At 59.2% G+C, this 19,885-nt stretch carries 16 protein-coding genes, 1 tRNA gene, 1 pseudogene and 1 riboswitch; of the genes and pseudogenes, 12 read left to right on the forward strand and 6 right to left on the reverse strand.

What is annotated here, in order from left to right; genetic code table 11:
- Nucleotides 1–277: 277 nt before the first annotated feature.
- Complete coding sequence (locus CLV89_RS04775) at nucleotides 278–1,042, reverse strand: substrate-binding periplasmic protein (protein WP_106162499.1); 765 nt, start codon at nucleotides 1,040–1,042, stop codon at nucleotides 278–280.
- A 447-nt stretch (nucleotides 1,043–1,489) separates the two neighbouring features.
- Between CLV89_RS04775 and CLV89_RS22565 the strand changes: the two genes are divergently transcribed.
- Both CLV89_RS22565 and CLV89_RS04785 read left to right on the forward strand, forming a co-directional pair.
- Nucleotides 1,490–1,708 (forward strand): hypothetical protein, encoded by a 219-nt coding sequence (locus CLV89_RS22565; protein WP_207796884.1) that lies wholly within the window; start codon nucleotides 1,490–1,492, stop codon nucleotides 1,706–1,708.
- A 176-nt stretch (nucleotides 1,709–1,884) separates the two neighbouring features.
- Nucleotides 1,885–3,441, forward strand: coding sequence for a trimethylamine methyltransferase family protein (locus CLV89_RS04785; RefSeq protein ID WP_106162500.1), 1,557 nt, complete (start codon nucleotides 1,885–1,887; stop codon nucleotides 3,439–3,441).
- 120 nt (nucleotides 3,442–3,561) lie between these two features.
- Here the strand turns inward: CLV89_RS04785 and CLV89_RS04790 are convergent, their stop codons facing one another.
- Genes CLV89_RS04790 through CLV89_RS04805 form a run of 4 tightly spaced genes read right to left on the reverse strand, consistent with a single transcriptional unit; the run spans nucleotide 3,562 to nucleotide 8,040 of the window.
- Nucleotides 3,562–4,902, reverse strand: coding sequence for an NAD(P)/FAD-dependent oxidoreductase (locus CLV89_RS04790; RefSeq protein WP_106162501.1), 1,341 nt, complete (start codon nucleotides 4,900–4,902; stop codon nucleotides 3,562–3,564).
- Nucleotides 4,899–6,398 (reverse strand): aldehyde dehydrogenase, encoded by a 1,500-nt coding sequence (locus CLV89_RS04795; RefSeq protein WP_106162502.1) that lies wholly within the window; start codon nucleotides 6,396–6,398, stop codon nucleotides 4,899–4,901. Before CLV89_RS04795 ends, CLV89_RS04790 begins: the two co-directional genes overlap by 4 nt.
- A gap of 4 nt (nucleotides 6,399–6,402) precedes the next feature.
- A complete protein-coding gene (locus CLV89_RS04800) occupies nucleotides 6,403–7,320 on the reverse strand; it encodes a dihydrodipicolinate synthase family protein (RefSeq protein ID WP_106162503.1) in 918 nt (305 codons plus the stop codon).
- 9 nt (nucleotides 7,321–7,329) lie between these two features.
- Nucleotides 7,330–8,040, reverse strand: a complete 711-nt coding sequence (locus CLV89_RS04805) for a GntR family transcriptional regulator (protein ID WP_243394932.1) — start codon at nucleotides 8,038–8,040, stop codon at nucleotides 7,330–7,332.
- A 157-nt stretch (nucleotides 8,041–8,197) separates the two neighbouring features.
- Here CLV89_RS04805 and CLV89_RS04810 point away from each other — a divergent pair, with 157 nt between their 5' ends.
- From CLV89_RS04810 to CLV89_RS04830, 5 genes and pseudogenes are all read left to right on the forward strand, one after another.
- The gene (locus CLV89_RS04810; protein ID WP_106162505.1) at nucleotides 8,198–9,295 is read left to right on the forward strand and encodes a quaternary amine ABC transporter ATP-binding protein; all 1,098 of its coding nucleotides are present in this window, start codon (nucleotides 8,198–8,200) and stop codon (nucleotides 9,293–9,295) included.
- Nucleotides 9,296–9,310: 15 nt separating this feature from the next.
- A complete protein-coding gene (locus tag CLV89_RS04815) occupies nucleotides 9,311–10,285 on the forward strand; it encodes an ABC transporter permease (RefSeq protein WP_106162506.1) in 975 nt (324 codons plus the stop codon).
- A 23-nt stretch (nucleotides 10,286–10,308) separates the two neighbouring features.
- On the forward strand, nucleotides 10,309–11,298 hold the full coding sequence (gene proX / locus CLV89_RS04820; RefSeq protein ID WP_106162507.1) for a glycine betaine/L-proline ABC transporter substrate-binding protein ProX: 990 nt from the start codon (nucleotides 10,309–10,311) through the stop codon (nucleotides 11,296–11,298).
- A 68-nt stretch (nucleotides 11,299–11,366) separates the two neighbouring features.
- Nucleotides 11,367–12,317, forward strand: coding sequence for a GlxA family transcriptional regulator (locus CLV89_RS04825; protein WP_106162508.1), 951 nt, complete (start codon nucleotides 11,367–11,369; stop codon nucleotides 12,315–12,317).
- A gap of 133 nt (nucleotides 12,318–12,450) precedes the next feature.
- Nucleotides 12,451–12,960: pseudogene (locus CLV89_RS04830) on the forward strand (transposase); the annotation flags it as partial.
- A gap of 210 nt (nucleotides 12,961–13,170) precedes the next feature.
- On the opposite strand, the gene CLV89_RS04835 reads toward CLV89_RS04830, so the two are convergent.
- A tRNA-Thr gene (locus tag CLV89_RS04835) sits at nucleotides 13,171–13,246 on the reverse strand.
- Nucleotides 13,247–13,695: 449 nt separating this feature from the next.
- Here CLV89_RS04835 and CLV89_RS04840 point away from each other — a divergent pair.
- The 5 genes from CLV89_RS04840 to CLV89_RS04860 all read left to right on the forward strand — a co-directional run bounded on the left by CLV89_RS04840 (nucleotide 13,696) and on the right by CLV89_RS04860 (nucleotide 19,884).
- Nucleotides 13,696–15,930, forward strand: a complete 2,235-nt coding sequence (locus CLV89_RS04840) for a histidine kinase N-terminal 7TM domain-containing protein (protein WP_243394940.1) — start codon at nucleotides 13,696–13,698, stop codon at nucleotides 15,928–15,930.
- Nucleotides 15,931–16,151: 221 nt separating this feature from the next.
- Nucleotides 16,152–16,366, forward strand: a riboswitch (cobalamin riboswitch).
- Nucleotides 16,367–16,453: 87 nt separating this feature from the next.
- Nucleotides 16,454–17,173 carry a hypothetical protein gene (locus CLV89_RS04845; RefSeq protein WP_106162510.1) on the forward strand — a complete coding sequence of 240 codons (720 nt, stop codon included), beginning with the start codon at nucleotides 16,454–16,456 and terminating at the stop codon, nucleotides 17,171–17,173.
- Nucleotides 17,160–18,092, forward strand: a complete 933-nt coding sequence (locus CLV89_RS04850) for an ABC transporter substrate-binding protein (RefSeq protein ID WP_106162511.1) — start codon at nucleotides 17,160–17,162, stop codon at nucleotides 18,090–18,092. The genes CLV89_RS04845 and CLV89_RS04850 overlap by 14 nt, the downstream gene beginning before the upstream one ends.
- Nucleotides 18,093–19,100: a FecCD family ABC transporter permease gene (locus CLV89_RS04855; protein WP_243394933.1), complete on the forward strand. Its 1,008-nt coding sequence runs from the start codon at nucleotides 18,093–18,095 to the stop codon at nucleotides 19,098–19,100.
- Complete coding sequence (locus CLV89_RS04860; RefSeq protein WP_106162513.1) at nucleotides 19,090–19,884, forward strand: ABC transporter ATP-binding protein; 795 nt, start codon at nucleotides 19,090–19,092, stop codon at nucleotides 19,882–19,884. The genes CLV89_RS04855 and CLV89_RS04860 overlap by 11 nt, the downstream gene beginning before the upstream one ends.
- Nucleotide 19,885 lies beyond the last annotated feature (1 nt).

A 19,885-nucleotide genomic window follows, 5' to 3' on the forward strand; every position in this document is an offset into this window, starting at 1 on the left:
AGCGTTTTCAGGCCGCGCGCGACGACCACTGCGCGCGGCCGATCAATACATTCGGCAAAGCGTCTGAGCTGGCTGGCACCAAATACGTGTTGTCTAATGCCAGCCAGACGCAAAGAGCTTTGCAAAGTTGGAGTTTCAAGGCTCTCGCTCAGTCCGGCAGGGCAAAGCTGCGCCGAATGCCACTGGTCAAGACAGTAAAGGCTGTTAGGTGACCAAAGGTTTGCCAACCAGAGACAAACCAACCCAACCTTTCAGTCCAATACTGCCTCGTTTTGTCTTACTTCCAATCTTCCAAGCCGTATTTGGCAAGGATTGAGGCAAGGCGTCCATCTGCTCGCATTTCGGAAACTGCGGTCTCCAAATGGGCTGCCAAAGAAACAGAAATCTCCAACTCGGGAGAGAACGCCGCATAGAGTGAAGAGGGCTCATCTACTGAGATCAGCTCGAATTCGTCCTGAAGGCCAAGGCTCGCGATCGTGTATCGCAATACCGCTGCGTCATCAGGGACCATATCTACGCGACCTGAAGCCAGCTTTCGCAGATTGCTTTCCAACGGCGTTTCACCGCCAACCAGTTGAACTATGGTATTGTCCGCCGTGTGTTCCTCGATATAGGCCGTGATAATGCCGCCATATTCATACCCACGGATGGCGCCAATGGTACGCCCGCGAAAAGGGGTGTCCGACGTCATATCCACAGCTTCACCTTTGCGCACTGCAATGGCCAAATCCCAAACGCCAAGCGCTGGACTAAGGCGGAAGCCCGGCACCTCTTCTTCCGATGCGCCGACGACACCGGTGATCTGACCAGTCTTCGCCATTGCAATGCTGCGAACCCAGTTCATGTTCTGATAGTCAATACTGTGGCCGTGGGGCTCGAGCGCGGCTTCCAGAAGTTCGATCATATAACCCGGTTTGTCAGATCCAGGCTCACAATTGTAAGGGCACCAAGTATCAGCACGAATTGAAACAGACTCCGCGACCGCCGCTGCAGCCATTGAAAGGCCACATAGAAATGTTACAAGCTTCAGGCCGGTTTTCATCTTGAACTCCTATTGTTTGCCAATCGGCATCCCGATTTAGTTAACGCCTTTCTACCTCAGTCGCCCTAACGGCGGGTAAAGGCTAAATTTCGGTGCTCGAAGGGTATATCTACGGACTGCGCTCAGGGGAGGGCGGGTCAATTCGTTTGTCAGGCACCAATGCACGGGGGGGATCGTTGCGTGTTAGGGCTGCCTCTGGGACGTGAACCAGTTCAGCCTTTGTATCGCTTCCGGTGCTCACGCCCCGGCGGGTCGACGAGCATCAACCGGGCGGTCTGCGCCATGACGATCGGCACCAGAAACCGGCCGACCAGCTTGAGACCGGGGTCGCTTCAGGACATCAACCCGCCTGCCGAGTTGATGTTGCCTCTGTCGATGAGCACCCGATCTGTGTCCAGCGCCACATCGGGAAACCGCTCGCGAAAATGTTCGGCATAGATTCAGTGCGTGGTGGCTGCGCCCGCTCAACAGGCCCGTCTCGGCCAACAAGAAGGCACCGCCACAGACGGAGGCCAGCACCGTCCCCTTGCCATGACGTTCTCGCAGCCAGCCTGCCAGTGGCACTGCGACTTCAGGCTTGATCGCGCCAATGGCGAAAGCCATGTGGGCGCAGGCCAGCTTGAGGTCGAGACATTCGAGACCCAGAAAGGCGAAAAAGATCTCTAGCCGTGCAATCGCGGTGATCGACCTACAGGAGCGCACCAAGGGGGCATTTTTGAACACCGATAGGGGGGCAAGAATGGGTGCCGAGCAGCAGAGGTCGTTTACTGCAAACATATATCGGAATTCTACAGGCGCATCGGGAATGGGGTTGAAAGACTGACGTCAAAGGAGACGCCAACATGACCGAAACCCTGCCCCGCTCCCGTAGCCGCTCTGGTGGCCGTTCCGCCCGCCGCAGCCTGCGCACCGCAAGCGATTTCACCATGCTGCCGGGGCTGACCCGCGCCATTCCATGGTGCGAGGTGATGGATGGCGCGCAGGTCGAAAAGATCGACGCGGCGTCGATGGACATCCTCGAAAACGTTGGCGTGCAGTTTCGAGACGACATTGCGTTGGCCGATTGGAAACGGGTCGGTGCCAAGGTCGAAGGCGAGATGGTTTACCTTGATCGGGGTCTCGTGCGCGAGTTGATCGCCTCAATCCCGTCGGAGTTCACCTACCACGCCCGCAACCCGGCCAATAACCTGCGTCTTGGCGGCAAGCATTCGGTCTTTGTTCCCATGACTGGCGCGCCCTTCCTGCGCGACCTCGAAGATGTGCGCCGCAACCCGACGCTCGACGATCTGGCGATGTTCCACAAGCTCAGCCACATGCTGCCCGGGTTGCATTCCTCGGCGCATCACATCGTGGAACCCTATGATCATCCGATCAGTCAGCGGCACCTCCAGATCACCTATTCGTCGATGAAGCACTCCGACAAGATGTTCATGGGCATGACCACCAGCCCGAAGAACGCCGAAGACGTGATGGAGATGTGCGCGATCCTCTTTGGCGAGGACTTCCTGGAAGAGCACCCGGTCACCACCGGCAATTGCAACGGCAATTCGCCATTGGTGTGGGATGAAACCATGCTGGGCGCAATGCGGGCCTTCTGCAAGCGCAAGCAGCCGGTGCTGTGTTCGCCCTTCGTGCTGGGCGGCGCCAATACGCCCGCCTCGGTCCCCGCGGCTGTGGCGCAGCTCAACGCCGAAGCGCTTTCGGCGCTGGCCTATACGCAGGTGATCCGCAAAGGCGCGCCCGCGATCTATGGGCATTACCTGTCGACCGTCAGCATGAAGTCCGGCGCGCCGATGGCGGGCACACCGGAAATCTCGCTGATGAACTTCATGATCGGCCAGATGGCGCGCTACTACGGGGTGCCGTGGCGAACCTCAAACACGCTCGGCGGCGCTAAGACCTTTGACGCGCAGGCCGGTTATGAGAGCGCCACGACCCTCTCGGCGGTGCTGCATTCGGGCGCCAACTACATCTGGCACTCTGCGGGCTGGAACGAGGCGGGGATGCATTGCTCGGTGGCGAAATTCATCGTCGATGCGGAGCAATGCGCCATGGGGCACCGCATGGCGTCGGGGCCGCGCTGGGATGATTTCGATCAGGCGGTTGCAGCGGTGCCGGATGTCGGCCCCGGCGGTCACTACCTCGGCCATCCGCACACGCAGGAGAATTTCCAAAGCGCCTTCTTCATGCCGGAGATGTTCGACAACAACTCAATCGAGCAATGGCAGGCAGAGGGCGGTGTTGAGATCACTGAACGGGCGCTCACCCGCGCCAAAAAACTGCTGTCGGAATATCAGGAACCCAAACTCGATGAGGCCAAGAACGAGGAGCTCCTCGCTTATATCGCGCGACGCGAGCGGGAGATCCCGGCGGCCGACGAATTGAACCAGACGTACTAACTCCTCTCTCCGGAGTACCTTGCCCGCCCTTTGACACAAGGGGCGGGCTTTTTTGCGTCTGTCAGCAAAAAAGAGCGGCCGCAGTGCGACCGCTCGAAGCGAGGTAACAAGACGAGGAGGTCATTCCGCGCGGGCGCGCCATTCCTTCCAGCGCAGCACCGCATTTGCGCCGATCTGCTGGAATGGCTGCGGTGGCAGCAGCTTCGGGCGTGCCTCGGCGCTGAAATGGTGTGAGATTTCGCTGCTCTCACCCGCCGCCAGTTCCGCCGCTGCAATACCGGTGAGGGTGCCGCGTGCCGTGCCAAGCCCATTCTGCACACAGCCAGAAAACACGCCCTCCTCCAGCTGCCGTGTCACGCTTACTCCGTTGAGACTGAGGCAGAGGTGCCCTGCCCAGGCATGCTGCATTTTCATACCCGCAAGCTGTGGAAAACGCTGATCAAATTTGCGCTGCATCACCCGCGCGGCACGGGTCAACTCTCGCGCAGAGGGACGTGTGTTGGGCAACAGGGTGGCGCATGTGCGGGTCACGATGCGGTTGCCGCCCTGCCCGCTGTCGATCCGGCGCATGGTGGTTCCCATCGGGTCCGAAGGCGTGATGCCCCAGCGTGACTCTCCCCCCAGCCGCGCAAGCGCATCGGCGTCCAGCTCCGGCGTCATCACCGCATAGAGGAAAAGCTGCATCAGCCGTCCCTTCTCAAAGCCAAAACTCTCCAGATGGCCATTCACCGTCAGGATCACACGCGGCGTGGTCACTTGCGCGACCTTGGTCTTGACCACCCAGTCGGACCCATTGCGGACAAACCCGGTTACGGGTGAGTTTTCGCAAACCCGCACGCCTGCCCGCTGTAAGCCTGCCGCCAAGCCGCGAATATAGCCTGCGGGCTGCAACATCACCGTGCCCGCCGTATAAAGCCCGCTGATGTAGTGCGCAGAGCCGGTCAACTCCTGCATCGCTTGCGCATCCAGTATCTCGTTGGCCTCGCCGAGCGAAGCAAGATGTGCCGCATAGCTCTCGTTGTGACGCGCAGCCTCCGGGCTGGCCGCACCATTTACCTTGCCCGCGCGGTCAAAATAGTCTGGGTTGATCTGATATTCATCCACCGCGCCCCCGGCAAAGGCGATGGCCTGCCGGTTAAGGTCGATCATCTTGCGATCATCGCCAGCGCCTGCGTAGTCATCAGATGCCAGATCGTGCGGCAGGTCGATCATAAAGCCAGAGTTGCGCCCGGCAGACCCTTCGGCCAGCCGCCCCGCCTCCAGCACCACCACACGGGCGGCGGGGTGCAGCTGTGTCAGCCTGCGCGCGGCGGAAAGCCCTGCAAACCCTGCCCCCACCACGACAAAATCTGCCGTGGTGTCCTCGTTCAGCAGCTGAGGGACCGCCTGCGGGCCGAGGATACTGTTCCAAGCTGCCGGCCCCTCATGGACCGGCAGTCGTTTGGCCGCATAGGCCGTCAAGATACCGCCTCATCCGCGTCGTCGGCAAGGTCGATCCAGATGGTTTTCAGCTGGGTATATTGGTCATGCGCGTGCACAGAGTTGTCGCGCCCGCCAAACCCCGACTGCTTGTAGCCACCAAAGGGCGTGGAAATGTCCCCCTCGCCAAAGCTGTTCACCGTCACAGTCCCGGCCCGCAGGCTGCGCGCACCGCGAATGGCGCGTTTGGCATTGGCGGTGAAGATTGACGCGCAGAGCCCGTATTCGGTGTCATTGGCGATGCGAATGGCCTCGTCAAAGCCCGCAACCTCGATCACGCTCAGCACCGGGCCAAAGATCTCTTCTTGGGCCAGCACCGCGTCATTGCCAGAGACATTGACCACGGTTGCCTCGACAAAAGCGCCATCATGGGATTTGCCGCCGATCACCACGTCATCGGCCTGTTCCAGATAGCTGCACACCTTGTCGAAATGCGCCTTGGACACCAGCGCGCCCATGCGGGTTTTGGGGTCAAGCGGATCGCCGACGTTCCAGGCCTTGGCGTGATGGGCAATACGGTCCAACAGTTCTGCCTTGACCGATTTATGCACGATCAGCCGTGATGAGGCCGAGCAATTCTCGCCCATGTTCCAGAACGCGCCCTGCACCAGATGCTGCGCCACCCGGTCGAGGTTCTCGGCGTCGTCCATGACGATGGCGGGGTTCTTACCACCCATCTCCAGCACCACCTCCTTGGCGTTGCTCTCGGCGGAATAGCTGAGGAACCGCTTGCCGGTCACGGTGGAGCCGGTGAAGGACACCATGTCGATGTCCATATGGCGACCGATCACCTCGCCCACATCCGCGCCGCCACCGGGCACCACGTTGAAGACACCGCGCGGCACGCCGGCCTCATGCGCCAGTTCCGCGACACGCAGGGCCGTCAGCGTGGTTTCCTTGGCCGGTTTCACCACCAGCGAGCATCCCGCGGCCAGCGCCGGGCCAATCTTCCACGCCAGCATCAGGAGGGGGAAGTTCCAGGGCAGCACCAGACCGACCACGCCAATAGGTTCGCGCACCACCATGGCGATATGATCGTCGGACGCAGGCGCGACCTGATCGTAGATCTTGTCGATCGCCTCGGCGTGCCATTTGAGACAATGGATGGTTTCCGGCACATCCACCGTTTCGCAGTCAAAGATGGTCTTGCCGCTATCAAGGCTCTCCATCACCGCCAGCTCGCGGGCATTCCGGGTCAGAAGCTTGCAGAACCGGATCAGCACATCCTTGCGCTCGGACGGATGCAGACGCGACCAGCGACCATCCTCAAAGGCCTCGCGCGCCTTCTCGACGGCAAAGTTCACGTCCTCCGCCGCGCAGGCGGCAACCTCGGTAAGGGTCTTGCCGGTGGCCGGGTTCGTGGTGGTGAAGGTTTTGCCCGAGGCCGCCGGACGTGAAGTGCCGTCGATGAAAGCGCCGGTCGGCAGGTTCAGGGTCGCGGCGATGGCGCGGTATTCGTCTTGTGTCAGCAGATCCATGTTCTTAACCCTCGGCCACGATGTCGGCAATTGTGGTTTTCAGCACGCGCACAACCTGTTCCAGCGCACGCTTGTCGTCCTTGTTGAGCCCGGTGAGCGGCGCCCGCATCGCGCCTGCCTCGATCCCGTTGAGGGTGACGCCGTGCTTGATCGTCTGGATGAACTTGCCACCCTGTTCCAGCACCCGCATCAGGGGCATCATCGCCGACATGATCCGCCGGCCTTTGGTGTAATTGCCTTCGATCACGCAGGCATTATAGAGCGCCACATGTTCCGCCGGCAGGAAGTTGGACCCGCCGCAGACCCAGAACGGCGCGCCCCAGGCAAAGAACTCCAGCGCCTGATCGTCCATGCCGCAGCCCAGCTGAATATGCGGATAGTCGCGCGCCAAGAGGTGCACCCGGTTGATGTCGCCAGAGCTTTCCTTGATGCCGCAGAAGTTACGGCTGCGGCCCACGCGGTCGAGGAACTCTTCGCCCATCATGGTGCCGGTGCGGTGGGGGTAGTTGTAGAGCATGATCGGCAGGTTCGCCGCCTTGTCGATCGCCAACGCATTCAGCGAATTTTCGCGGTCCGTCGGCACCGAGTAGGGCGGGCTTGCCAGCAGGATCGAGTCAGCGCCGATCTCCTTGGCCCCCGTGGCCAGCGCAATGGAATCCGGTGTCATCATCGCGCCGGTGCCCACCACCAGCGGCAGCCGCCCGTTTAGGCGTTCCTTGGTGAATCGCGCCAGCTCCAGTCGTTCTTCGACCGTCTGGGCATAGTTTTCGCCGGTCGACCCCCCAGAAATCAGTCCATGCACGCCCTGTTCGACGAGGAATTCGATCTGGTCCGCCAAAGCGTCCCAAATGACGTCGCCCGCACCCGTATAGGGCGTGACAACAGGGGTATAGATCCCTTGAAACTGAAAGATGGGGGTCATCGAAGTCCTCTAGGCTGATGTGTTTCGGCTAAACGTCCCCATCGGCACATCCAGCGCCGTTGGCATGACGAACAATTCAATCTGGCCGCGCGACAGGTTCCAGTGGTCCTCGGCCAGTTTGGCGGCGGCGCTTTCATCCCCGGCCTCGATGGCGGCGATGATGGCGTCGTGCTGGTCGGCGGCCTCGGTGAGGTTTTCCGCCATTTCATTGGTCTGCGGCCGATAGAAGGTCATGCCGATGCGGGCATGGTCGATCAGCAACCGCTTGAACGACGGCAACAGGTAGACATTCGTCGCCATGTCGCCGGTGATCTCGTGGAAGCGGTTGTTGGCCAGCGCCCGCTCGGCGCTTGAACCGCTGCGCAGCGCGGCGCGGAAGTCCTCTTGCGTGGCCTTCAACTCAGCGATCTGGGCCGGTTTTGCATGCTGCGCCGCCAGTCGCAGGATAGCGCCATAGATCATCGGTGCCGCCAGAAAGAAATCGCGCAAGGTGGTATAGGACATCTCCGTCACCCGAGCGCCCCGGTTCTCGCGCAGGTCGACGTAGCCTTCGCCCGCCAATTGCCGCAGCACCTCGCGCAGCGGTGTGCGCGACAGGCCGAAACGTTCCGACAGGTCGCTCTCATCCAGATCCGCCCCGGGCCGCAACTCCAAGGTCAGGACCTGCTGCTTCAAGCTGTCGTAGAGGGTCGATTTGCGCTGTTTGGCTGCGTCTTTCACCGGGCTTCTCCATCCGAAGGTCTCGTATCGCATCAGAATTCATCGAAGCGACTCTGAGTTCAATCAGAACCTATGCTTTGTCCTAATTCAAAATACAATTTGTGTACAAGTAAAAAATCTGCTGTGTTTATCACCATAGCGAACACGGAGAAACGTGATGACAGACAGGGACCCAAGCGGGGAAAGCGCGGTGATCGACTGCCGCAATCTATGGAAGATCTTTGGAAAGCGGGCCGATGAGGCCATGAAAGCTGTGCGCGAACAGGGGCTTGGGAAACTCGAAGTGCGCGACGCCTTTGGCTGCGTGGTGGGCGTTCAGGATGCCAGCTTCACCGTCGCCCGGGGCGAGATCTTCTGCATTATGGGGCTTTCGGGCTCCGGAAAATCGACCTTGATTCGCCATATCAACCGGCTGATCGAGCCCACATCGGGGCAATTGTTCATCGAAGGACAGGACGTCAACGCCCTCTCGGCTCGCGATCTGCGGGGCCTGCGCGCCGAAAAAATCGGCATGGTGTTCCAGAACATGGCGCTGATGCCGCATCGCACGGTGCTGGAAAACGTCTCTTTCAGCCAGGAGGTGCGCAGTCATGACGCCCGCGCCCGTCGTGAAACCGCCCTGCGCGCCATCGATGCCGTGGATCTCAATGGCTGGGATCAGAAATACCCCGACGAGCTGTCGGGCGGCATGCAGCAGCGTGTGGGCCTGGCGCGCGCCATCGCCGCCGATCCTTCGATCCTGTTGATGGACGAACCCTTCTCCGCCCTTGATCCGCTGATCCGCCGCCAATTGCAGGACAAGTTCATGTCTCTGTCGGCAAACATGAAAAAGACCACGCTCTTCATCACCCATGACCTCGACGAGGCGATCCGCATCGGCGACCGCATCGCCATCATGAAGGACGGCCAGCTGGTTCAGGTCGGCACGCCCGAGGACATCGTGACCAATCCTGCCGACGACTATGTGGCCGATTTTGTTGCCGGCATCTCCAAGCTCGAACTGATTTCCGCGGGCAAGATCATGGAACCGATCGCCGCCTTTGAGCAACGCCGCGGGCCGATTGATCTCTCTGACTGGCCGGAGGCGCACCCGGATCAGCCGCTCGATTATCTCGTCGACCTGTCAATCGCGACCCAGCATCCGGTGGTGGTGAAGGTCGACGGCAAACCCCTCGGGATTGTCACCAAGAACGCGCTCCTGCGCGGCATCAAGGGCGAAACCCCGGGCGAGGATATCGCCCGCGCGGCGCAGTAACGGAAGGGCAGACCCATGGCAAACGAGACGGCTTTCAACATCCTCGATCCCTTTTCCTCGGTCGACCTCGGCATCGCCGACAAGACTGACGGTATCAAGCAGTGGGCGATTTCCAATCGCGACCTGATCCAGCCGATCAAGCGTTTTTTCAACGAGATGATCGTAGGCATCGACAATGCGCTCAACACGATGCCTCCGCTGGTGATGCTGTTAATCCTGGCGCTGATCGCCTGGCAGGCGGCCGGGCCTCGTGTCGGCATTCTGGTGGCGACCAGCCTCACATTTCTTGGGTTCCTAGCCCCCAACGCCTGGGAACTGGCGATGACGACACTTGCCATCGTCGTCTCGGCAGTGATTCTTTGTTTCCTGATCGGTCTGCCGCTGGGCATTTTTTCAGGTAAGAACGACCGCTTCGAGGCGGTGATGCGCCCCATACTCGACACCATGCAAACGATCCCCGCCTTTGTGTATCTGGTGCCGGTGGTGATGCTGATCGGGATCGGCAATGTGTCTGGTGTCATCGTCACCATCATTTTCTCACTGCCACCGCTAATCCGCCTCACCTCGCTTGGCATTCGCGGCGTGAACCCATCGGTGGTGGAGGCGGCCCGCGCCTTTGGCGCTAGCCCTGCGCAAGTGCTGTTCAAGGTCGAGCTGCCGCTTGCCACCCCCACGATCCTCGCGGGCGTCAACCAAACCATCATGCTGTCGCTGTCGATGGTGGTGATTGCCTCGATGATCGCGGTGAAGGGCCTCGGCAACGAGGTGCTGCGCGCCATGGGCCGACTGGATGCGGGCAAGGCCATCGTCGGTGGGCTCGGCATTGTGATCCTCGCCATCGTGCTCGACCGCATTACCCAGGGCATGGGCCAGTCGGGACGCGAGCGCGGCCACCGCCACTGGTGGCAGGGCGGCCCCATAGGCGCGGTTCTGCGTCTGCTGTCCAAACCCAATCAGACCGCCACCGGCGATCTGAAATCCGAAACCTGAACACATACAGGGAGATAACAACCATGTTCAGACCCACCCTCACCGCGGCCCTGGCCGCCAGCACGATCCTCGGTACCGCGGCCTTTGCGCAGGACATGCCGGGAGAAGGCACCACCGTACGCCCCGTCATTGGCCTGATCGCAGAGGAGTATTTCCAGTCCCGCATCTTGTTCCGCGCTCTTGAGGACCTCGGCTACGAGGTGGCAGAGCCACTGGAAACCGAGATCCAGACCGCCCACCTCGCGGTCGGCACCGGTGATGGCGATTTCTATCCGATCCACTGGGGCAATCTCCATCAGGCGTTCTTCAACGAGTCCGGCGGCGATGACGTGCTGGAAAAGGTCGGCCCCTTCGTTGAGGGCATGTTGCAGGGCTATCTGGTGGACAAGGCCAGCTATGATGCGGGTGTCACCAATCTCGGCGATCTTGCGGATGCAGAGGTGGCCGCAAGGTTTGACGCCGACGGCGATGGGAAGGCGGACCTAGCAGGGTGCGTCCCAGGCTGGGGCTGTGAGCGCATTATCGAGCATCAACTGAGCGAATATGGTCTGCTGGATACTGTGTCTCACAACCAGGGCGCGTACAATGCGATCATCGCAGACTCGATGGCACGTCACGGTAATGGCGACGCGATCCTGTACTACACTTGGACCCCCTACTGGGTGTCCGGCGCATTGGTTCCCGGCGAAGATGTTGAGTGGCTAGAAGTCCCCCATACCTCCCTGCCTGACGGGGTCGAGGTGAACACCACCTTTAACGGCAAGAACCTCGGATTTGCGGTCGACAGCATGTATGTGCTGACCACCGATGATTTCGTGGCCGAGAACCCCGCGGCGGCGAAGTTGTTTGAAGTTGCGCGCCTCGATGTGAATGACATCTCCGCCCAGAACAAGCTGATGGCAGATGGCGAGGACAGCTCTGACGACATCGACCGCCATGTGGACGAGTGGATCGCAGCACATCAGGCCGACTATGACGGTTGGCTGGACGCAGCCCGCGCCGCCGCGCAATAGTACTTCAGCCCCAGTGTCGCCGCGCGATCCTCTCGGGTGGCGCGGCACCTGCCGCTTTGGAGCCTGCCATGGCAGAAACCCAACATTTCGTCTTTGCCCTCGTCGAGGACTTCACACATATGGCGCTGTCTTGCGCTGTGGACCCCTTGCGTATTGCAAACCTGATCGCCCGGAGACCGCTCTACCGCTGGTCCTTCGCTTCCGAGAATGGCGAGACTGCGCGGGCATCAAACGATTCCGTGACGATGGTGCATCACGATTTCTCTTCCCTTCCGGAGTGCGATCGGCTGTTTGTTCTGTCTGGCATCCATATGAAAGAAAAGGACACCACTCGGCTTGTTTCAGCCTTGCGGCGTGAACGCGCCGTCGGCACCCCCATAGGGGCGTTGTGTTCCGGGGCCTATATCCTTGCAAGTGCCGGGTTTCTGGAAGGCATGCAGGCCGCGATCCACTGGGAGTTCCACGACAGTTTCATGGAAACCTTCCCAGAGGTGAATTTGGTCCGAAATGTCTTTGTTGCGGACGAGAAACATGTGACCGCCTCTGGCGGCACCGCCACTGCCGACCTGATGCTTCATCTCATTGAACGCGACCATGGTTATGACCTCTCCGTCGCAGTGGCCGATCAGATGGTCTATAATGCGGTGCGCAATGCCACGGCGGCGCAACGCGTGTCACTGCAGTCCAGGAACGGTATGCGGAACACTCATCTCGCCAAAGCAATTCAAGTCATGCACGACAATCTAGAGACACCGATTTCGCCTGCTGTGATTGCTCGCGATTTGGGCATTTCCACGCGTCAGCTTGAGCGATTGTTCGGTAAATACCTCAACTCCTCGCCCAAGAAATACTTCATGGAGATGCGTCTGGAACGGGCACGTCATCTGCTATTACAAAGCGAAGCATCAATCACGGAGGTCGCTATGGCTTGCGGTTTTGAAAGTCCCGGCCATTTCTCCCGCGTCTATCGGGCAACTTTTGGCGTGACTCCCATGCTGCAACGCGACCGAATGAACTGAGATGGTCCTGACCTGCCACATTTTTCAGGACGTCTCGTAAAACGAGTTTGCGGGGGCTCTGTTGCACAAATCTCGTGAGAGATTCATCTCGTGAACCCAGTATGTTAGCTGGGTTCCATGCGCGAACCTACCCCCCCCAACCTGCAAGACCAGAAACCGGTCAGCCTACAATGAAGCGCTCAAGCGCCTTGGCTCTCTGACGATTTGGTTCGACTTGCGATGATCTGGGATGCCACGGCGACTGGCAGGTGTGGCCGACGGCAGACCTACAGCGATACCGCCATTCAGAATTGCCTGACGATGAAGGTGCTGTTTGGCATGGACTTGCGGCAGACGACCGATTCCATCGAGAGCCTGCTTTGTCTGATCGGTCCGAGCTGGCCGGTTCCAGACTTCAGCACGCTGTCCCGCCGTCAGAAGACCCTCGCTGTGAATGTACCGTATCGCGGCTCCAAGGGGCCGCTGCACCTGCTGAGCGATAGCACTGGGATCAAGATTAAGGGCGAAGGCGAGTGGAGTGCGGAGGATCCGAATACACTCTGGGGGACTGTTTTCCCGACAAACGCGCAAGCATGGCGGTTCCAAGTGGCGAGTCTTGCGCCAGATCCATCTCGGAATTGACGAGCAAACACTGGAAGTCCAAATCCGCATCGCCGTCATGAACGGTTACACCCCGCTCGGCATACCCGATACTGCGGCCGTAGGATAATTCCGTCCGGGAAAGGGGGAGCCTAATCATCAGAAGATTTGTACAACGGAGTCGGCTGGCGGTGTAGGTTCGCTCATGGAGCCCAGCTACCATACTGGTTTCAGAAGGTATTTGCGCAATCCCGACCACAATAAAAGTTGTAGGTGGTGCCTCAAGAGGGACTCGAACCCCCGACCTTGTCCTTACGAAGGACCTGCTCTACCAGCTGAGCTATTGAGGCGAAGCGCCAGCCCGTTTAAACGCATCGGGCGAACCCTTCAAGCCAGATTCACAGAACTCTGCCAAGAATTCGTCGTAGGCCGTCGATCAATCCAATCTGTTCGGTGTGAACCTCGTCCATCGCGCTGCATGCGTTTCATGAATGGCCCGTCAAAATGAAACGGCGTCGAGCGTTCGTTGCAAATAGGCCTCAGGCGCGGTCGGGTCGGAGAAAGTCTGATAGGCGCCTTGGCGAGAATATGAAGAGATTTTGAAATCTAGGAATCGGGTCCAGTTAACCGAACGGTAGCAATTCTCTCACATTCTGCGTACGTTCGTTTGTTTTTTGTGACGGTTACGCAGCACTCGCATTTTAACCCAAAAAGCTCCAATGTGACCCAAGTATCGCGCGTTACATTCTGTAGACTTGATTTGGCAAGGTAGATTATGACCTGCCTTTTAAACTTGGAAATGAATCTGGCCTCTGGCTCTGCAGCTGCCCTATGGGTGGTGTGTTCTGTTGTGCTGTTTCGGATCACACGAAACAACTCATTCGCAGGGCAACTGGCCTTTGTTCTGACCTTGACCGCGATGTTGTGGTGGCTTTTTACCGTTGTTTTAGACTTGGCCTCACCGAGCGAAACCTGCAAAATTGGATGGTCGCTGGCGGCTTGGCCGGGGATCGTCGTGCTGCCGGTCGCGTGGACATTCTTTGTCTGCGATTACACCTCAAACACACGCCAAAGAAGGCGAACGCTCCGGCTTTTTGCCTATATGTCGCCGCCCATTTTGGTCAGCGCGATTGCTCTTACGAACGCACAGACACATCTACTCTATGGTGTGGATACTCGGCTTGTGACCGAGGGGGCATACACCTATGTCGAATTTGATCATGGCCCTTTGTTTTTTGTTGTTGCCGCGGGTCTCTATGTATTTCTCGTGATTGCTTTAGGGGTGCTCACGTTTGCTTTTCTGAGAGCAAAGAATGTGATCCGCCCATTTTTGGCGGCATTGATCATTATCACCGCGGCACCGATGGCGGCAAACCTGTCCTATATTGCGTGGGATTTAACTGTTTTCGGCTTCGATCCGACTCCCTTCACATTTGCAGTTTCGCTCATAGCGCTGAGCTGGCTTCTCGTGAACAATTCCATGATGGACACCGCATCTCAGGGGCGGACCCTCATGTTCTATGCCACCCGCGACCCAGTGATCCTGATGGACGCGGATGGACGCCTTGCGGACGCAAACCCTGCGGCAAGGAATGTGTTCAGGGAGCCAATTTTGCATCAGGGGATGACCCTCGACCAGCTAGACCAAGTTGGACCAATGTTGAGCGACCTCTGCAAGACGGGTGAAATCCAATGCCTCAAGCCGATCAGGTTCGGCGGGCGTGTCTTCGATTTACGCACGGCTTTGATCGAGAGTCCGATCCAGACCAAGACGCCGTTACTGGGTTGGCTGGTTTCTCTTGTCGACATCACCGAGAGAGAACGTTCCGCTGAGGCGCTTCGTGAAGCGCTGGCACATGCGGAGGCCGCAAACCGCGCAAAGACCAATTTCCTCGCCAATGTCAGCCATGAAATACGCACGCCACTGAATGGCGTGCTGGGGATGGTATCGGTATTGAGCGACACTGTGTTGGATAACGAGCAGCAGGAATACCTGAAGGTCATCGAAGGCTCCGGGCAAGTTCTGCTCACAACGATCGGGGATGTGCTTGATCTGTCCAAAATCGAAGCAGAGCAGATGGTGCTGGAAAACAGCCCCTTCGTTCTGCGAGACATCGTCAAGGGCGCAGGCTCCCTGTTCGCGGCAACGGCGGGCGAGAAGGGATTGACGCTGAGCGTCGACATCGAGGACAGCTTGCCCAAGGTTATCAACGGGGATGTTCACCGGTTTCGACAAGTACTGCACAACCTCGTTTCAAACGCCGTCAAGTTTACCGAAGTCGGACAGGTTTTGATAAGCGCCACAGCCATTGACGATGGCATGACCCTATTGGTGCGTGTCAGCGATACCGGGCCTGGGGTGCCCGACGAGGCTCGTGATGCGATCTTCCAGCCGTTTCGTCAGGCCGATAGCAGTGATACGCGAAAATTCGGTGGCACTGGCCTGGGGCTTTCAATCTCCCGAGAGCTTTGTCATCTGATGGGGGGGGAATTGCGGCTGGCACCTTCCGCTCCAAAGGGTGCGGTATTCGAAATCAGACTGCCCTTGATCCCGGCAGATGATATCTTGGATCTCGAAAACCGCCCTGACGCGTTCTCAGATGTATTGCCCGTTATGCCCGTGATGGATGTTCTGGTGGTCGACGACAACAAGACAAACAGGTTCATTTTGGAAAAGTTCCTGTCCTCATCATCCTGCCGGGTTCAATCCGTCTCAAGTGGAGCAGAAGCAATCGAACTGGCGCGGGATCTGGCTTTCGATATCATCTTGATGGATATTCAAATGCCTGGAATGGATGGGGTCGAGACCACTCGACGGATCCGTTCTCTGGAGCAGGCAGGCGCGCGCGAGCCCGGGTTTATTGTGGCCGTGACGGCGAATACGATGCCGGAGCAATCGGCTCACTACCTGTCGGCGGGCATGGATGAGGTATTGGCAAAGCCGGTGTCCAAAGAGCCATTTCTTAAGATGATCCAAACCGTTCGCCGCAAGGTCGCGCAGTGCGCCGAAGACAAGGCGGCGTTGCCGCGGTAACCGGCATGACCCGGCGGGCAGACCGCATCGGGCAGGACCTATTGCGCAAACAAGACAGTCAAGAACAGGCTCCATACCACTCTCTGTGCACGAGACCTTCTCCCGGGAGGTGATTGAGTGGTCTACCTCGGCGCACGTGGCATCGATATTTTCGCGTGATCATGCAGTCTGAAGCAACGACGACAGTTTCGCCATGCCGCTTGACAGGGATTGCGCTGCTGACGCAAGAGAGGGGCGATGGTTCCCCGACGCCAAAGGCAAGTGGGATGAAAAGGGAATTCGGTGAGGAGGAGCCCAGAGGCGCCAAATCCGAAACTGCCCCCGCAACTGTAAGCGGCAAGTGCCCCGTCACGCACCACTGATCCACCGGGATCGGGAAGGGACGAGAGCGCAATGATCCGCAAGTCAGGAGACCTGCCATCACGACTGTAAACCAAGCGGGCGGTGGGCCTGCGGAGGACGTGATGACAGATGCCAAAGGTCTTATGAACCGCAGCGACCCGTCTCCTGTCAGGAGGTTGGTATGCACGCGTATCTTTACCTGATTTCCGCCACCTATGTGAGCGCGCGACGCTTTGCCATGTTGGCACAAAAGCTCGAAGGCGCAACTGCGGGTCCTGCATTGGCGATCCGGCTGGAAGCGGAAGGTGCGGGCCTCTGGTCTGCTCTTGATGAATTGCGCGCACGCGGCGCAACACGAATTGATCTGCGGCCCGTGGGGTTGCCGTTTTCGCAGTCATTGGAGAAATGGCTTCCCGGGGCTGCAGGCGCATGGCTTGCCCGGCAGGACCTGCCAGTGCCCGAGTTGTATTTTGCTGCCAGCCCAGAAAGTGACATGGGCGTGATCACTGCAGTCGCCCGGGCTGAGCTGCCAATGCGCCGAATTTCTGAGCAGCCAAAGGGGGAAAGAGGCAAGGGCTGGGACCTGCCGCCATCTCATCAGCACCACTTGTTGGTCTGCACGGGGCCTCGCTGTCACGTGAAAGACGCCCCAAATCTCGCCGACGTCCTGAAAGTCGAAATCCGTCGGGCGGGGCTTGGGGACAGTTGTCTCGTCACCACGACGGGCTGTGTTTTTCCCTGCAACGCCGGCCCGGTGATCGTGCACTACCCGCGTGGCGACTGGTATCGCATGGCGGACCGTGCGGACATTCAGAATTTTGTCGCCACCGTTCTTGCGCGCGGTGGCAGGCTTGAATCACTTATTTTCCATCAAACTGGAGTCTCCCATGAAACTGCGTAGCCTGCTGCTGCCGCTTGGTCTTTTTGCTTCCGCCGCAAACGCTGATCCTATCAAAGTCGAAAGCTGCGGCGTGTCTCATACGTTTGAAAGCGTGCCATCCCGGGCCATAACTCTGAACCAGCAGGCTACAGAAGTCATGTTGGCCTTGGGGCTTGAGAAATCTCTGGTCGGTACGGCCTATCTGGACGACGCAATTCCGGAGCAATGGCAGGCCGCGTATAACAGTATTCCCGTGCTGGCAGAGAAATACCCAGCCGCCGAGGTGGTGTTGGCGAAGGAACCAGACTTTCTTTTTGCAGGATTTGGGTCAGCGTTTTCCGAGGACAACCTGGGCGCGGCAGAGAAGTGGCACGGGCTGGGTATCGGGACCTATCTTGTGGATGCCTCCTGCAAGGTCAAACACCCGAAGGATGTTCCGCTGACGGTCGAGCCGATCTTTCATGACATCGAAACTGTTGGAAAGCTGTTCGCGGTCGAAGCCCGTGCTGAAGAGCTTGTAACGGGGCTGAAGGCACGCCTCGATGTGGTGCAGGAGGACCCGGCAGGCGCGGAACAAACGGCATTCATCTATGATAGCGGCACCGATACGCCGTTTTCGATCGGGTGTTGCGGTGGCCCTGCGTTGCTGGCCAGGCTGACCGGGCTAGAGAGTATCAGCGCCGATGTGCCTGGTACTTGGGTGGACTTGTCGTGGGAGCGTGTGATGGCGGCCGACCCGGATATGATCCTGTTAATCGAAGCGGATTGGTCCACGGCTGCGGACAAGCGTGCGCATATGGAGACCGATCCGGTACTGAGTGAGCTTCGGGCGGTGAAAGAAGGGCGCTTCGTGACCGTGCCCTTTTCCGAAACCCTGCTGGGCATGCGATTTGTCGATGGGGTCGAGACCGTGAACCGCCAACTCGCCGGATTGAAGTAAGTGTCACGGGGATCGCCACTGTTGCTGCCGCTGTCCGTCGTTGCGTTGTTCCTCGCGATGGCGGCCGGTATCCTATGGGGGACGGCTGAGATCTCATGGAGCGAGCGGTTGGCGATTCTCATGCGGAGCGAGGACGCCCCGCGCGGTCTGTCTCTGATCATCTGGCAGTGGCGTGTCCCACGTGTGCTGGCGGTTGGCATGATTGGTGCGGGGCTGACGCTTGCAGGGGTGTTGATGCAGACTGCGCTGCGCAATCCTATGGCCGACCCGTACCTGATGGGGTTGTCCTCCGGTGCGTCGGCGGCGGCTGTGGGGGCGATCATCTGGTTTCCCGCCAGTGTGACGACGACGCTTGGGTTGCCGTTGATTGCATTTCTGGGCGCGGCATCCGCGTTCCTCTTGACCATCGGCCTATCCACCCGGCGCGGGAGGTCGCTCGACCCGTTGGTGGTGATCTTGGCCGGAGTTGCCGTGTCCCTGATGTTCCAGGCATTGACCGCGTTTTTCCTCTATGTCGGTGATCCCCACGCGACTCGCAACGCCATGGGCTGGTTGATGGGAACCGCTGCAGGGACCGATTGGCAGGAACTTCCGCTGTTGTTTGCGGTGTTGCTTGTGTCCCTGGCTTTGGCCCTCTTCACGACGTCAAAACTGGATGCGACACTTCTCGGTGATGAGCGTGCGCTGTCGCTTGGGGTGCATGTGGGACGTATGCGCGTCCTTGTTTTTCTCATTACCGTCGCTCTGACAGGTGTGGCTGTCGCGGTTGCGGGTATCGTTGGGTTTATCGGCTTGATCCTGCCCCATATGGGACGTTTGCTGGTGGGCGCCCGTCACCGAGTTTTGATTCCGCAGGCAATGGTGTTGGGGGCGGTGACCTTGATCCTTGTCGACTTGGCCTGTCGGGTTGTGCTGGCCCCGGAAGAGCTTCCGCTTGGAGTCCTGCTGGCGTTGCTGGCGGCGCCGCCGTTCATCTACATATTGCGAGGTATGTCACGTGTCCGCTGATCCCATCCTTGAAATTCGCGATCTCTCCATTGCGGTTGGAGGTCTGCCCTACGTGAGCAACCTGTCACTGTCGGTCGGTCGTGGTCGTTTCCATGGGCTGCTGGGGCCAAACGGGGCGGGCAAGACCACCGTATTGCGGGCACTCTACCGTGCGTTGCAGCCGCAGGCAGGCGAAATCCTGCTGGATGGCCAGCCGCAGCAGGGTTTCAGCCCAGCGGCATGGTCCCGACGCGTTGGCGCATTGGTGCAGGGCGGTGGCTTGCTGTCCGGGTTGACGCCAGCTGATATTGTGGAAATCGGGCTGACCATGCGCGCAATGACCGCCCGAGACCGGGGACGCGCGACACAAGACGCATTGCAGCTGGTGGGACTGGCCGACAAGGCGGAGCAGGATGCCGAGAGCCTGTCCGGCGGGGAATTGCAGCGATGTTACTTCGCGCAGCTTCTGGCCTGTGATCCCGAAGTCTATGTGCTGGACGAGCCAACCAACCATCTGGATCTGCACTACCAGCTGCGCTTGCTCGATGAGGTGAAGCGGCGAGGACGTACCGCCATCGTATCATTTCATGACCTCGGTATCGCTGCGCGCTACTGTGACTATGTGCATTTGATGTGTGATGGCGCTCTGGTCGCGGAGGGAGAGCCTGCCGCGGTTTTGACCAGAGATGTCCTGTGCCGCTACTATCGGGTGGACGGTGTTCTTGAGGGGCATAGTCTCAGACTGGAGGGGCCGGTCCTTGACGATAGGTCCGCCCCCGCGCCGTTGATGCATGTTGCCGAGTAGC

This window comes from Tritonibacter scottomollicae (assembly GCF_003003215.1).
Taxonomy (GTDB): Bacteria; Pseudomonadota; Alphaproteobacteria; order Rhodobacterales; family Rhodobacteraceae; genus Epibacterium; species Epibacterium scottomollicae.

Coding starts and splice junctions, on each gene's coding strand:
- CLV89_RS04840 (WP_243394940.1), top strand. CDS start 13,696: ATGAATCTGGCCTCTGGCTCTGCAGCTGCCCTATGGGTGGTGTGTTCT.
- CLV89_RS04850 (WP_106162511.1), top strand. CDS start 17,160: ATGAAACTGCGTAGCCTGCTGCTGCCGCTTGGTCTTTTTGCTTCCGCC.
- CLV89_RS04845 (WP_106162510.1), top strand. CDS start 16,454: ATGCACGCGTATCTTTACCTGATTTCCGCCACCTATGTGAGCGCGCGA.
- CLV89_RS04810 (WP_106162505.1), top strand. CDS start 8,198: ATGACAGACAGGGACCCAAGCGGGGAAAGCGCGGTGATCGACTGCCGC.
- CLV89_RS04815 (WP_106162506.1), top strand. CDS start 9,311: ATGGCAAACGAGACGGCTTTCAACATCCTCGATCCCTTTTCCTCGGTC.
- proX (WP_106162507.1), top strand. CDS start 10,309: ATGTTCAGACCCACCCTCACCGCGGCCCTGGCCGCCAGCACGATCCTC.
- CLV89_RS04775 (WP_106162499.1), bottom strand. CDS start 1,042: ATGAAAACCGGCCTGAAGCTTGTAACATTTCTATGTGGCCTTTCAATG.
- CLV89_RS04795 (WP_106162502.1), bottom strand. CDS start 6,398: ATGGATCTGCTGACACAAGACGAATACCGCGCCATCGCCGCGACCCTG.
- CLV89_RS04800 (WP_106162503.1), bottom strand. CDS start 7,320: ATGACCCCCATCTTTCAGTTTCAAGGGATCTATACCCCTGTTGTCACG.
- CLV89_RS04825 (WP_106162508.1), top strand. CDS start 11,367: ATGGCAGAAACCCAACATTTCGTCTTTGCCCTCGTCGAGGACTTCACA.
- CLV89_RS04785 (WP_106162500.1), top strand. CDS start 1,885: ATGACCGAAACCCTGCCCCGCTCCCGTAGCCGCTCTGGTGGCCGTTCC.